Annotated in this window: 9 protein-coding genes; 6 read left to right on the forward strand and 3 right to left on the reverse strand. The window is 68.2% G+C overall.

Features of this window, described 5'->3' with window-relative positions; translation table 11 throughout:
* Window positions 1–154: 154 nt before the first annotated feature.
* Entirely contained in the window at window positions 155–1,597 is a 1,443-nt protein-coding gene (gene rpoN / locus KVP10_RS03895; protein ID WP_217963172.1) for an RNA polymerase factor sigma-54, read from the reverse strand.
* Between rpoN and KVP10_RS03900 the strand changes: the two genes are divergently transcribed.
* Window positions 1,596–2,168 carry a hypothetical protein gene (locus KVP10_RS03900; RefSeq protein WP_217963173.1) on the forward strand — a complete coding sequence of 191 codons (573 nt, stop codon included), beginning with the start codon at window positions 1,596–1,598 and terminating at the stop codon, window positions 2,166–2,168. The two genes, rpoN and KVP10_RS03900, sit on opposite strands and share 2 nt — an antisense overlap.
* A 273-nt stretch (window positions 2,169–2,441) precedes the next feature.
* Window positions 2,442–4,148: a 2-isopropylmalate synthase gene (gene leuA / locus KVP10_RS03905; RefSeq protein WP_217963174.1), complete on the forward strand. Its 1,707-nt coding sequence runs from the start codon at window positions 2,442–2,444 to the stop codon at window positions 4,146–4,148.
* A gap of 201 nt (window positions 4,149–4,349) precedes the next feature.
* On the opposite strand, the gene KVP10_RS03910 is transcribed toward leuA, so the two are convergent.
* Entirely contained in the window at window positions 4,350–4,697 is a 348-nt protein-coding gene (locus tag KVP10_RS03910) for a DUF1840 domain-containing protein (RefSeq protein WP_217963175.1), read from the reverse strand.
* Window positions 4,698–4,807: 110 nt separating this feature from the next.
* Between KVP10_RS03910 and KVP10_RS03915 the strand changes: the two genes are divergently transcribed.
* The 4 genes from KVP10_RS03915 (at window position 4,808) to KVP10_RS03930 (ending at window position 11,957) form a co-directional block, all read left to right on the forward strand.
* Window positions 4,808–8,644, forward strand: a complete 3,837-nt coding sequence (locus KVP10_RS03915) for a phospholipase effector Tle1 domain-containing protein (protein WP_217963176.1) — start codon at window positions 4,808–4,810, stop codon at window positions 8,642–8,644.
* Between the two features lie 145 nt (window positions 8,645–8,789).
* Window positions 8,790–10,475, forward strand: coding sequence for an arginine--tRNA ligase (gene argS, locus KVP10_RS03920; protein WP_217963177.1), 1,686 nt, complete (start codon window positions 8,790–8,792; stop codon window positions 10,473–10,475).
* Window positions 10,476–10,481: 6 nt separating this feature from the next.
* Window positions 10,482–11,210 carry an SPOR domain-containing protein gene (locus KVP10_RS03925; RefSeq protein WP_217963178.1) on the forward strand — a complete coding sequence of 243 codons (729 nt, stop codon included), beginning with the start codon at window positions 10,482–10,484 and terminating at the stop codon, window positions 11,208–11,210.
* Window positions 11,211–11,321: 111 nt separating this feature from the next.
* Window positions 11,322–11,957, forward strand: a complete 636-nt coding sequence (locus KVP10_RS03930; protein ID WP_217963179.1) for a thiol:disulfide interchange protein DsbA/DsbL — start codon at window positions 11,322–11,324, stop codon at window positions 11,955–11,957.
* A 48-nt stretch (window positions 11,958–12,005) separates the two neighbouring features.
* On the opposite strand, the gene KVP10_RS03935 is transcribed toward KVP10_RS03930, so the two are convergent.
* A complete protein-coding gene (locus KVP10_RS03935; protein ID WP_217963180.1) occupies window positions 12,006–13,166 on the reverse strand; it encodes a 2Fe-2S iron-sulfur cluster-binding protein in 1,161 nt (386 codons plus the stop codon).

A 13,166-nucleotide genomic window follows, 5' to 3' on the forward strand; every position in this document is an offset into this window, starting at 1 on the left:
GAAATGTTGCACCGCATCGATCACCCTCTGCCGAGCCTGCCGTCGCCCCCCGAATGTGTGGCTCCGCCGCCGCAAAGCCAGCGGACCTAGGCCCTGCCGTCTGCCGTCTGCCCTCTATCGTCCATCGTCTACCGCCCAATACACAGCCCGCCGCTCAGCCCGACTCCAGCGCGGCCCTGGCTTTGCGCAGGGATGCGGGCTGTATGCCCGCGGCCTCGCGGTACTTGGCAACGGTGCGGCGTGCGATCACCACGCCGCGTTCGCCCAGGCTGGCCGCTATCTGGCTGTCCGACAGGGGCTTGGCGCCCGATTCCTGGGACACCAGTTGAATGATCAGCGTGCGCACCGCCGCGGCCGAGGTCGTGTCGCCATCGCCCGTTTCGAGCGCGGCGCCGAAGAAGCGCTTCAATTCCAGCACGCCCCAGGGCGTGGCCGCGAATTTCTGGCGGGTGGCGCGCGATATGGTGGATTCGTGCATGCCGAGGGCTTCGGCGATGTCGCGCAGCACCAGCGGCCGCATGGCCTGCATGCCGCGCTCGAAGAATTCCTGCTGGCGCTCGACGATGGCCTGCGCCACCCGCAAGATGGTGTCGAAGCGCTGGTTGACGCTGCGCAGCAGCCCGTGCGCCTGCTGCAGTTGTTCGTGCAGCGGGCCGCGCTCGCCGCTTTGCGCCAGCATGCGTTCGTACTGGCTGTCGATGCGCAGCCGCGGCAAGGTCGAGGGATTCAGGCGCGCTACCCAGCGTCCGCCCGCGCCCTTGGACACCAGCACCTCGGGCGTCACATAGTCGGCGACATTGCGCGCCCAGGCGCGCCCGGGGCGGGGCTCGAGCCCTTGCAGCAGCGCATGCGCGGCGCGCAGGGTGTCCTGGGTGCAGCCCAAGGCCGTACGCAGGCGCGCCAGGTTGCCGGAGGCGAGCAGGTCCAGGTGGTGCAGCGCCAGCAGGCGCGCGCAGGCCCGCACTTCGGGCTCGCCCTGAGCGCCGTCGCCTGCATCCGCCGCGTCCATCTGCAGCACCAGGCATTCGCCCAGGGAACGCGCGCCCACTCCGGGCGGGTCGAAGGACTGCAGCAGCCGCAACGCCGTGGACAATTCCTCGGGCTCGACGCCCAGTTCCGGCGGCAGGCAGGCCGCGATGTCCTCGAGCGGCGTCTGCAAATACCCGTCTTCGTCGAGCTCGTCGACCAGCAGGCTGACCAGCGCCGCGTCGCGCCCGCCGGCGCGCGTCAGGCCGAGCTGGCCCAGCAGATGCTGCGCCAGCGTTTCCGCCGCGGCCGCCTCGGGCCGCTCGAACTCGCCGTCCTCGTCGGAACGGCGGCCCGGCAGCGTCAGGTTCGCCCAGTCGTCGCGCGGCTCTTCGGCGGCGGATTCGGGCCCGGCCGGTTCCTGTGGCTGGCCATCGGTGTCATACTCTGCATCCGCCTGGCGCTCGAGCAGCGGGTTGTCCTGCAGCGCCTGTGCGATTTCCGCTTCGAGATCCAGCGCCGAAAGCTGCAGGAACCGTATCGATTGCTGCAGCTGGGGTGTCAGCGCCAATTGCTGATGGTTACGAAGTTCTAATGAATGGCGCGATTGCATAGGTACAATATTTTGCATGAAACAGAATCCGACATCACAGCCCACCCGCCAGGATGACGTCCTGTTGCGCAATGCCCTGCTCAAGCTTACCGCGGCCCAGAAAATCACCTGCGTGGTGGTGATCGTCGTGGTGGCGCTGATCTGGTACGACCTGCTCAACCGCGTGGTAGCCTTCGGCCACGATCTGGACTACACGGGCCTGCATGCGCTCGGCCCCCAAGCCATCGAATTCGTGCAGCAGTACAACCCGTTCTTCTGGTGGGGCGTGGTCGCGCTCTGCACGCTAATTATTGCGTATTTTCTGTATCGCTACGTGCGCAGCAGCCAGGAAAGAGTGCGCGGCAAGCTGGTCAGCGCCGAAATGTTCACCGAGCTGGTGCGGCACCTGTCCGATCCCGCCAAAGAAGTGCTGCGCTGGGCCTGGCAAGACCGCCGCGACCCGGTCACCGTTGGCGATCTGCAACGCACCGCGCACGAACTCCGGGCGCGCCGCGCCGCCAAGATCACCCTGGCGCGCCAGCACGAACAGGCCCTGGACGCGGCCGATCCGGTTGCCAGCCCCGCCCCGAGCGGCTTGCAATCTTCCTGAAAATATGGTCGACTACGGGGATGGAAGCACGCGCCCATTCTTGCCACTTCGCCTTGCGCAGCCACGCTGCGGGTGAACACGCGCGCCTTGCCTTCCCCCTTCCGCTTACCCTCGCCCTATCGCTACTGCTACCGATCGGTTGCCGGGCCTAGCGTTCCCGTGGCAGTTCGGCAACCGTTGCGCCACGCAGTTCCGCATCGCCGCTCGGCCCATTCCTGATCTATCCCTGCCGGCCGGCGATCTCGCCAGACTCCAGCCCGATAGGTGCACCACATGATTCCCCGTCCTTCCGACAAATACCGTCCGTTCCGGCCCTTTGCCCGCGATTTCTCCGAGCGAACCTGGCCTTCCCGCCGCATCGAGCATCCCCCCATCTGGATGAGCACCGATCTGCGCGACGGCAACCAGTCGCTGATCGAGCCCATGAGCGTGGAACGCAAGCTGCGCTTCTTCGAGCAGCTCGTGAAGATCGGCTTCAAGGAAATCGAGGTCGGCTTTCCGTCCGCCTCGCAGACCGACTTCGACTTCGTGCGCAAGCTGGTCGATGAAAAGCGCATCCCCGAAGACGTCACCATCATCGTCCTGACGCAATCGCGCGAAGACCTGATCCGCCGCACCGTCGAGGCGGCCGCCGGCGCCAAGCGCGCCATCGTCCACTTGTACAACGCCTGCGCGCCGGCGTTCCGCAAGATCGTCTTCAACATGAGCAAGGACCAGATCAAGGAAATCGCGGTAAGCGGCACCCGCGCGGTCAAGGAGTTCACCGGGCAGCATCCCGAAACCTCTTGGCGCTACGAATACTCGCCCGAGGTCTTCAGCACCACCGAGCCCGAATTCGCGCTGGAAGTCTGCAACGCGGTGGGCGACGTCTGGCAGCCCTCGCCCGAATCCAAGATCATCTTCAACCTGCCGGCCACGATCGAGGCGACCACGCCCAATCTGTACGCCGACCAGATCGAATGGATGCACAAGAACCTGAAGCGCCGCGACAGCGTGGTGCTGAGCGTGCACCCGCACAATGACCGAGGCACCGCGGTGGCGGCCGCCGAGTTCGCCGTCATGGCCGGCGCCGACCGCATCGAAGGCTGCCTGTTCGGCAACGGCGAGCGCACCGGCAACGTCGACCTGGTCACGCTGGCATTGAACCTGTACACCCAGGGCATACACCCGGGGCTGGATTTTTCCGACATCGACGAAGTACGCCGCTGCGTCGAATACTGCAACCAGTTGCCCGTACACCCGCGCCACCCCTACGCCGGCGACCTGGTGTTTACGGCCTTCTCGGGTTCGCACCAGGACGCCATCAAGAAGGGCTTCGCGCAGCAGCAGCCCGATGCGCTCTGGGAAGTGCCCTATCTGCCGATCGACCCGGCCGACCTGGGCCGCAGCTACGACGCGGTGATCCGAGTCAACAGCCAGTCCGGCAAGGGGGGCGTCGCCTACCTGCTCGAACAAGAACACGGGCTGGCATTGCCGCGCCGGCTGCAGATCGAATTCAGCCGCGCCATCCAGCGCGTCACCGACGAGACCGGCTCGGAAGTCACTTCCGGCGCGGTCTACAAGATCTTCAGCAAAGAATACCTGGAACAAGACCAGCCCTGGAAGCTGGTGCGCCACCGCATCACCGGCGATCCCAAGGCCGATAGCGGGCACCAGTTCAGCATCGACGCCGAGGTCGAGGTAAACGGCGAAGTCCGGCACCTGCAAGGCAAGGGGGACGGCGCCATCGCGGCCTTCGTCGACGCCGTGGGCATGCCGATACGCATCATGGACTACCACGAACACGCCATCGGCACCGGCACCGACACCCGGGCCGCATCCTATGTGGAACTGCGGGTCGGCGACTCGGCCACCGGCTTCGGCGTCGGCGTCCATCGCGACATCGTCACGGCGTCGTTCCTGGCCATCCTGAGCGCCGTCAACCGCCATGCTGCGGCAGACGTCACGCAGCCCGACACGGCTGAAACAACCGAGGCCTGATCCGCCCGCGGCAGCCGCCGCGGCATCGGGTAAAGCAGCAGCAAAGAGCCACGCCGGCATTACGCCGGCGTGGCTCTTTTATTACTGCATCGTCTATTACTGCATCGCCTGGCCGGCAGCGGCGTTGCGCCGCGACTCGGGCTTACGCACGGCAGCAGCTGCGCGGCGCAATGCCGCGGGCAGGACGGCCGTTTCCGGGCGCTACCACGTCGTGGGGGCGGGTTCCCAGAGCACGTCGGCGCCTTCGTCGCGCGACAGCTTCAGCATGGCCAGCAAGGGCCAGGCGCGGCGGCGAAAACTTACGGCCTGCGACACCGGATGATCTTTGGAATCGTTCTGGTCGTTGTCGTAGGGAATTGCCGAGTCGGGATTGGCCGAGATGGCATTTTCGATGCCGGCGACGGCCTGGCCGAGCTGGTCGCGCGTGATGACCCCGCGATCCGGCATGCTGTCGGTATAAGGCTTGCCCGCCGCCTTCAATATGGGCAGCGCGTGTTCCTTGAACATCAAGACTTCGGCCGCGGCCTTCGAATGAAATACAACTAGCATTGGCAGGTTTTCCTCAATGGACACATGGATACACTACCCTATCTTGCACAGGCTGCCAAGCGGCAATATGGGTAGCGATATCCGTGCCGCCCCATGCAGGAGAACCATCCATGCCGCTACGCCGCATCCTGGTGCCGCTGCTCGCGCTGTGCTGCGCGGCAAGCGCGCACGCGCAGATGAGCTGCGGCCCCTCGCCGCTGGGCCAGCCCTGCGGGCAAGGAGGCATCGCCACCCTGCCCGGCGATGCCGAGCCCGGCATCAATCTCGGGGCGGGCAACCCCATCAATCTGGCCACCGGCAATAAATACCAGCAAGAACTCGACCTACCCCCCAGCCGCCGCGCCCCACGGCTGGAACTGCGCCGCCACTACAACGCGCAAGACCCGCGCGACTCGGCCCTGGGTCGCGGCTGGGCCTGGTCCTACGACACGCGGCTCTACCGCGCGGGGGGCCGCTGGCAGATCGTGCAGGCCGACGGCAGCCGCGTCGCCTTCGCCGCCGATGACCGCGGAGACGACATCGTGCGCGCCTTGCATGACGCGCAGGGCAGGCTCGAGCGGCGCGGCGGCCTGTGGGTCTGGATATGGCCCGATCGCCAGCAGAATCATTTCGACCGCCAGGGGTGGCTCGCGCGCATCGTATTCCCCAATGGCGACACGCTGCGCATCGAGCGCCATGAATCCGCCACGGCGGGCCTGCGGCCGCGGGCGCTGGCGGGCCTGATAAAGCGGCTGGCCGCCGGCGGCGGCGCAAGCCTGGCTTTCCATTACCGGGTCGAAGGCGGCCGCGCCTACATCGACCGCATCGAGTCGCCCGCAGGCGTTTTCAGCTATGTCTTCGAAGCGCTGCCCACGGGCGCGGGCCGGCGCCTGCGCGAGGTCGTCCGGCCCGACGGCATGCGGCGCCGCTATCTGTACGAGCCGCAATGGCAGGCGGGCCACGCGCGGCACCTGACCGGCATACAAATCATCGCCGCCGACGGCCGCAGCCTGCGCACGGCGAGCTGGGCCTACGACACATCGGGCCGCGCCATCATGTGGGCGCCCGGCGCACCGGACACCGCCGGCGGCCTGCGCCTGCGCTACGTCCAGGCTGCCACGGCCGGGCGTCCCGGCACGACGGAAGTCACCGACAGCGGCGGCCGTCTTACCCGCCTGCGCATCGCGCGCATAGGCGACCGCTACCGGGTGCTGCGGGTAGAGGGTGCAGCCTGCGCGGGCTGCCCGGCCCCGGGCACCCGGGCGCGCTACGACGCACAGGGCCGCCTGCTGCACATCAACGGCATCGACGTCGTCCGCCGCCCCTCGGGCGCCCCGGCGGCCATTCATGCGCCGGACTCCGGCTGGCCCGGGCTGGAACTGCACTATGGGCTATGGGGCCGGCGCAGTTCGTGGTCCAGCGGTCTCACAGGGCTCGAAAGCCTGCGCTACGACGCCCGCGGCCGCCTGGTCCAGAGGGTCTACGCCAATGGCGATCGCTGGGCCTACCACCACGACGCCCGCAACCGCCCCGACCGCATCCTGCACGCCGGCGCCGCGGGCTCGGCCAGCACGCGCGTGGCCTGGCGGGGCGCGCTGCCGGTGCGTATCGAGCATCCTCGTGAAACCGAGACCCGCCACTACGATGCCGCAGGGCGCCTGACGAGACGCGACATCGCCAGGCCCGCCCTGGGCGGCCGCCCCGCTATCCGCTACAGTGAAGCTTTCCGGCACGACTCCGCCGGCCGCCTGCTGAGCCACCTGCTGCCCGAAGGCGGCGCCCTGCACTATCGCTGGGGCCTCCATGGACGGCTGCAAGGCATAGACTGGGTCGACGCGCAGGGCCGCAGCCATTCCGTCATCGCCGGCGACCCGCGACGGCCCGGCTACCGCTACGGCAACGGCCTGGAACTGCAGGTGCTGGTGGCGGGAGGCCGGGCGAGCAGCCTGGCGCTGCACCACGACGGAACGCCCGTATGGATACAGCGGCTGCAATACGACGGCGCGGGCCGTATCACCGGTGAACGGCACAGCGTGCCCGCGCTGCGCCATGAACAGGCGTGGCACTATGCCTACGACGCGCGTTCGCGCCTGGCGGGGGCGCAGCGGGCAAGCGCGGCAAAGCCCATCTGGTATGCCTGGAACAAGGACGGCTCGCTGGCGGCGCGCGGCGAGCCGGGGCGGGCCGCCAAGCCGGTGATCGCGCGCGATGCCAGCGGCCTGCCGCTCGCGCACGACGGCTTCCGGCTGCGCTATGGACCGCAACGCCGCCTGGCGGCTGCCGAGCGCGGCGGCCAGGTCCACCGCTATTTCCACAATGCCCGAGGCCAACGCATCGCCGTGCGTTCCCCGGCCGGCGATATCGATTATTTCTACCTCGACAACCGGCTGGTGGCCGAAACCCATCATGGGCAGGCCGGCGCGCCTGCTGCGACATTGGCCGGCAAAGTAAATCGGGCTGGGCACAGCCTAGCTGAAGCTCCCCAGGCACCGGCCGGCAAGGCTAATCGGGCCGAGCACAGCCTTGGTGAAACTCCCCAGGCACTGCCCGGCAGGCCGCTCGTCACGCGCCGCTATATCTACGCCCGCCACGCCCTGGTAGGCTTCATCGACTATGCCGCCGACCCTGCCACGGGCACGCCCTCGGCCACCCTGTACGCGGTGCATTCCGACCTGCTGGGCGCGCCCCGCCTGGTCACGGACGCCGGCCGGCGGATCCGCTGGCTGGCCGACTACGAACCCACCGGGGCCGCCGTCCGCAAGGCGGGCGACCTGGAACTGGACCTGCGCCTGCCCGGCCAGGTGCTGGACCGCGGCACCGGCTGGCACGACAACCTGCTGCGCACCTACCTGCCCGGCCTCGGCCAATACCTGGAAACCGATCCGCTGGGGCCCCTGCCCGGCAGCCAGGCCCTGGGCTATGCCGCCCAGCAGCCGCGGCGCCATGCCGATCCGCTCGGGCTGCTGCTGTTCGCCTTCGACGGCACGCGCAACAGCCCCATATCCCAGACCAATGTCTGGAAAATGAGCCAGTGGTACCAGGACGGCCCCGTGTTCTACCAGAGCGGCCCCGGCAACCCGCACTACCTGGACTGGGACGCCGTCACCGCCCAGACCGCCGGGCTGATACTCGATGCCCAATGGGAATTCCTGCTGGTCGAACTGGCCGAGGCAGCGGCAACGGCGGGCCGCGGCGAGACCATACCCATAGATATCATCGGCTTTTCCCGCGGCGCGGCCCTGGCCCGGCACTTCGGCAATATGATCGCGCAACAGGTGAGCGACGGCCTGTTTTCCTATCTGGACGCCGACCTGGGCCTGGTCACCGCCTGCGTCGACCTGCGCTTCATGGGTTTGTTCGACACCGTGGCGCAGTTCGGCCTGAGCGGCGTCGCCAACCCGCTGTACGACCTGAGTATCGCCTCGGCCTGGCAATGGGTGGCGCACGCCGTGGCGCTGCAGGAATACCGCTGGATGTTCCCATTGACCAGCGTCGCCGCGGCGCCCGGCGGCAATACCGTGGAAGCGCCCTTCATCGGCGCGCACTCCGACATCGGCGGCGGCCTGGCGGTCGACGAAGAGGGGCGCTACCAGACCCGCGGCGATCTTTCGGACGTGGCCCTGAACTGGATGCTGTGGCAGGCGCGGGCGGCGCTGGTGCGTTTCGACACGCCCCCGGCGGCCGACCGACAAGTCACCGACCCCATCCTGCACGACCAGCGCTCGGCCGTCACGCGCACCTTGTATGACGGCGACCGCGCCGTGCAGGCCGCCGACGGGTCCACGCAATACCCGCGCCAGGACGCCCACCCCGACCTGGGCCGCGAGCGGCGCCAGGCCACCGAGCAGCTCATCGCGCGCCTGGAAGGCTGGCACGCCAGCGGCTCGGACGAAGTCGGCACGGTGGACATGGCCGGCTACGCCCTGTGGCTGCAGCAGGAACTGGGCTGGCAGGCCGTCCCCGCGTGAGGGCGTCCGGCCGGCGGCGCGCGGCAAATCACGCTATTATTTATACCTTCCGGCCCGCTGCAACGCGCATTGCCGGCCGGCATTTCCGCCTGACCCCGCCACAGGGCCGCGCGCGACCCTGTTACGCCTTATACCTGCACTTTCTATGCTCCCAGAGCAACAAAAACAACTCATTGCACTGATCCAGGCCGCCGTGGCCGATATCGTCCCCGACGCCCAGGCTACGGTCACCCTCGAACGTCCCAAGATAGCGGCTCACGGCGACATCGCCACCAACACGGCCATGCAACTGGCCAAGCCGGCGCGGCGCAACCCGCGCGAACTGGCGCAGCAGATCGTCGAGAAACTGCTGGCCGAGCCCGCCTTCCGGCAACTGGTCGAAAGCGCCGAGGTCGCCGGCCCGGGCTTCATCAATTTCCGCCTTGCCGCGGCCGCGCGCCAGGCCGTGATCGATGTCGTGGCCCGGCAGGGCGAACGCTACGGCATGCTGGCGCCCAGCGGCGAGAAAGTACTGGTCGAGTTCGTCTCGGCCAATCCCACCGGGCCGCTGCACGTGGGCCATGCCCGCCAGGCGGCGCTGGGCGATTCGCTGTGCCGGCTGTTTTCCGCCCGGGGCTATGACGTCACCCGCGAGTTCTACTACAACGACGCCGGCAACCAGATCGACAACCTGGCCATCAGCGTACAGGCGCGGGCCCGCGGCATCGCGCCCGATGCGCCCGACTTCCCCGCCGACGGCTACAAGGGCGACTATATCGTCGACATCGCCCGCGACTTCCAGGCCAAGGCGACGGTGCAGGCCTCCGACGGCGAGGCGGTCACGGCCAGCGGCGACGTGGAAAACCTTGACGACATCCGCCGCTTCGCGGTGGCCTACCTGCGGCGCGAACAGGATCTCGACCTGCAGGCCTTCGGCCTGAAGTTCGACAACTACTACCTGGAAAGCTCGCTCTACACCAGCGGCCGGGTCGAACGCACCGTGCAGGCCCTGATCGCCGCCGGCCATACCTACGAAAGCGAGGGCGCGCTGTGGCTGCGCACCACCGAACTGGGCACGGGCGACGACAAAGACCGCGTCATGCGCAAGTCCGGGGGCGGCTATACGTATTTCGTGCCCGACGTGGCCTACCACGTGGCCAAATGGGAACGCGGCTTCCACCGCGCCATCAATATCCAGGGCAGCGACCACCACGGCACCATCGCGCGGGTGCGCGCCGGCCTGCAGGGCCTGGGGCTGGGCATACCCAAGGACTTCCCGGCCTACATCCTGCACAAGATGGTCAAGGTGGTGCGCAACGGCGCCGAGGTCAAGATCTCCAAGCGCGCCGGCAGCTACGTCACCATGCGCGACCTGATAGACTGGGTCGGCCAGGACGCGGTGCGCTTTTTCCTGATCCAGCGGCGCGCCGATTCCGAGTTCGTCTTCGACATCGACCTGGCGCTCTCGCGCAACGAAGAAAACCCGGTGTACTACATCCAGTATGCGCACGCGCGCATCTGCTCGATGCTCACGCAGTCGGAACATCCGGCCGAGGCCATAGCCGCGGCCGACCCGGGCCTGCTGGTTGCACCCACCGAATTCGCCTTGCTGCAACGCCTGGCCGAATACCCGGCCACCCTGGCGCTGGCCGCGCAAGAACTGGCGCCGCACCACATCGCCTTCTGGCTGCGCGACTGCGCAGCGGACTTCCACGCCTGGTACAACGCCGAGCGCGTGCTGGTGCCCGATACCGGCCTGCAACTGGCGCGCCTGCGGCTGGCCTGGACGACCCGCCAGGTGATCGCCGCGGGCCTGCAGGTACTGGGCGTGTCCGCCCCCGAAAGGATGTAATCCGCCATGGCCAAATCCAATCGCAAATCCTCCGGATCCCGATCGGGCGGCAATACGCTGTTCGCCATGCTGGCGGGGCTGATCATAGGCCTGGCGGTGGCCGCCGGCGTAGCCGTGTTCGTCATGCGCGCGCCCATGCCCTTCGTCGACCATGCCACCCGCGCTCCCGCCCAGACGGCGCTGCTGCCCAACGTCAAGGACGCCCCCGATCCCAACCTCGGCCTGTACGGGGCGGATGGCGGCGCCGGCACCGCGCCCGGCGCCACGGGGCCGGTCAATACCGCGCCCAAGCCCCTGCCGGGCAATGCGCCGCACGGCGCGCCGGCGCCCTCGGGCAACGACAACATCAGCAAGCTGATCGCCACGCTGACCGATACCAGCAAGCCCGCGCCCGCCCAGGGCGCCGCGCCGGCCGCCCATCCCCGTCCGGCGGCCCCCGACCATCCGGCCGCTGCGCAGCCCAAGAGCGCGGCCGCGCCCAAGGCCGCTCCGGCGCCGGGCACGCAAACCACTTACTACCTGCAGGCCGGCTCGTTTCACTCGAGCAGCGAGGCCGAAGCCGTCAAGGCGCGCATCCTGATGCTGGGCCTGCCGGTGGCCGTGCAGAAGGCACAGGTCAACGGCTCCACAGTGAACCGCGTGCGCGTAGGGCCTTTCAAAGGCATAGACGAAATGAACCGCTCGCGCAGCCGCCTCGGGGAAGAACAGATCGCCTCGACGGTGGTGCGCCAGTAATACATGCATGGCCGGCGCGGCTCGCAAGCTGAACTTGCGCCGGCATTTCCTGTCTCACCTGCCACACCCATTGCCGGCCACGGCGGCCGGTTCATCTACGGACCATAGACCATGTCGCTAAAAACCTTGCTTCTGCGTGCAATTGCGATCATCGCCCTGGGTTCGGGCGCCATGCTGGCGCCCGCTAGCCAGGCTGCCGCCAGCGGCCCCCTGTACGTCACGCTGGACCAGCCGCAGCCTACCGACACCCCGGGCAAGATCGAGGTGCTGGAATTCTTCGCCTACACCTGCCCGCACTGCAACGCCATAGAACCCATGGTGGAAAAGTGGGTCAAGACGCTGCCCGCGAACGTGGTGTTCCACCCCGTGCCGGTGGCCTTCAATGCCAGCATGGCCGACCTGCAAAAGCTTTACTACACCCTGGCCACCATGAACCGGCTGGACTTGCATGCGGCGGTCTTCAAGGCCATACACGAGCAGAACAAGGCCATCTATACCGAGCCGGCGATCGTCGACTGGGCCGCGTCGCAAGGCCTGGACCGCAATAAATTCAAATCCATCTTCGATTCTTTCGGCGTGCAGACGGAAGTCACGCGGGCCAACGAGCTCGCCAAGAACTACCAGATCGAAGGCACGCCCAGCATTTCGGTGGCAGGCAAGTACGTGACCTCGCCGTCCATGACGCAAAGCTACGAGGGCACCATCACGGAAGCCCAGAAACTGGTCGAGATGGCCGAGAAGAAGTAAAGCGCGGGCGCCGGGGCGGCGCTCGCCGCCCGGACCGCGGCATGACACTCAGCCGGCCAGGTCTATGGCCACCGGCCCCACCGGCCGCGAGCAGCACAGCAGCACCTTGCCTTCGGGCGGCGGATCCAGTGGCTCTTCGAAATATTCCACCGTGCCGCTGACCAGCGTGGACATGCAGGTGCCGCACAGGCCCGCCCGGCAATTGAAATCCGGGTCCAGGCCGGCCCGCTCGGCCAGGTCGAGCAGCGAGGGGCAGGCATCGTCCCAAGGTACCCCGAGTCCCGCCGGCCCGAAACGCACCAAGGCTGCGGACGCGGACTGCGGCTCCGCCGCAGGTTCGGCCGCCTGGCGATCGTCGGCAGACGGGCTGCCGGCCGCCGGAGCCCCGGCAGCTTCTTGCGCCTCCAGCACCGTGGCGGGGCCGAAGAACTCGTAGTGGATACGTCCGGGCGCAATGCCCAGGCCGCGCAGCAGGCTCCAGCCGGCCTGCATGAAGGGCGGCGGCCCGCACAGATAGACATCGTAGTCGTCCAGCGGCAGCAAGGACTGCAGCAGTTCCTTGTCCACCAGCCCCCGGCTGTGGCAACGCCCCCGCGCCAGGTCTTCGTCCGTGGCGCAGCGGTAGCGGAAATGCGCCGCCACGCCGGGCCGCGCGGCCGCCAGCGCCCGGACCTCTTCGGCGAAGGCGTGCACTTCGCCGTTCTCGCAGGCATGCACAAAGTACACGCGGCGCGCGCTGTCGCGCACCAGGCGATGCAACATGGCCATCATGGGCGTCAAGCCCACGCCGGCGCTCAGCAGCAGCACCGGACGCTCGCTGTCTTCGTCCAGCACGAAGCCGCCCAGGGGGCCGGCCGCGCTCAGCACATCGCCCACCCGCGCGTGGTCGTGCATATAGGCCGAGCCCAGCCCGGCCGGAAGCTCGGGCCGGCCGGGCGGCGCCGGCTCGCGCTTGACCGATATGCGCAACTGGCCGCGGTCGGCAGGGTCGCCGGACACGCTGTAATGGCGCAGGATGTTCCCGTCGCCTGCATTCAGGCGGAACACCAGGTGCTGACCGGGCCGGTAGTCCGGCACGGGCGCGCCGTCCAGCGGCGCCAGCACCAATGAGGTGATGATCCGGCTTTCGTCCCGGCGCGCCACCACCCGGTATTCGCGGAAGGCGCGATCGACCGCCGCGGCGCCTGCGGCCGGGCTGTCGTCTTTCAC

The sequence above is a fragment of the Candidimonas humi genome (genome assembly GCF_019166065.1).
In the GTDB taxonomy this organism is placed as follows: Bacteria; Pseudomonadota; Gammaproteobacteria; order Burkholderiales; family Burkholderiaceae_B; genus Candidimonas; species Candidimonas humi.

Bases quoted from the DNA above. Each gene is read 5' to 3' on its own strand.
- KVP10_RS03900 (WP_217963173.1), top strand. From the start codon at position 1,596: ATGAAACAGAATCCGACATCACAGCCCACCCGCCAGGATGACGTCCTG.
- leuA (WP_217963174.1), top strand. From the start codon at position 2,442: ATGATTCCCCGTCCTTCCGACAAATACCGTCCGTTCCGGCCCTTTGCC.
- KVP10_RS03930 (WP_217963179.1), top strand. From the start codon at position 11,322: ATGTCGCTAAAAACCTTGCTTCTGCGTGCAATTGCGATCATCGCCCTG.
- KVP10_RS03910 (WP_217963175.1), bottom strand. From the start codon at position 4,697: ATGCTAGTTGTATTTCATTCGAAGGCCGCGGCCGAAGTCTTGATGTTC.
- rpoN (WP_217963172.1), bottom strand. From the start codon at position 1,597: ATGCAAAATATTGTACCTATGCAATCGCGCCATTCATTAGAACTTCGT.
- argS (WP_217963177.1), top strand. From the start codon at position 8,790: ATGCTCCCAGAGCAACAAAAACAACTCATTGCACTGATCCAGGCCGCC.
- KVP10_RS03915 (WP_217963176.1), top strand. From the start codon at position 4,808: ATGCCGCTACGCCGCATCCTGGTGCCGCTGCTCGCGCTGTGCTGCGCG.
- KVP10_RS03925 (WP_217963178.1), top strand. From the start codon at position 10,482: ATGGCCAAATCCAATCGCAAATCCTCCGGATCCCGATCGGGCGGCAAT.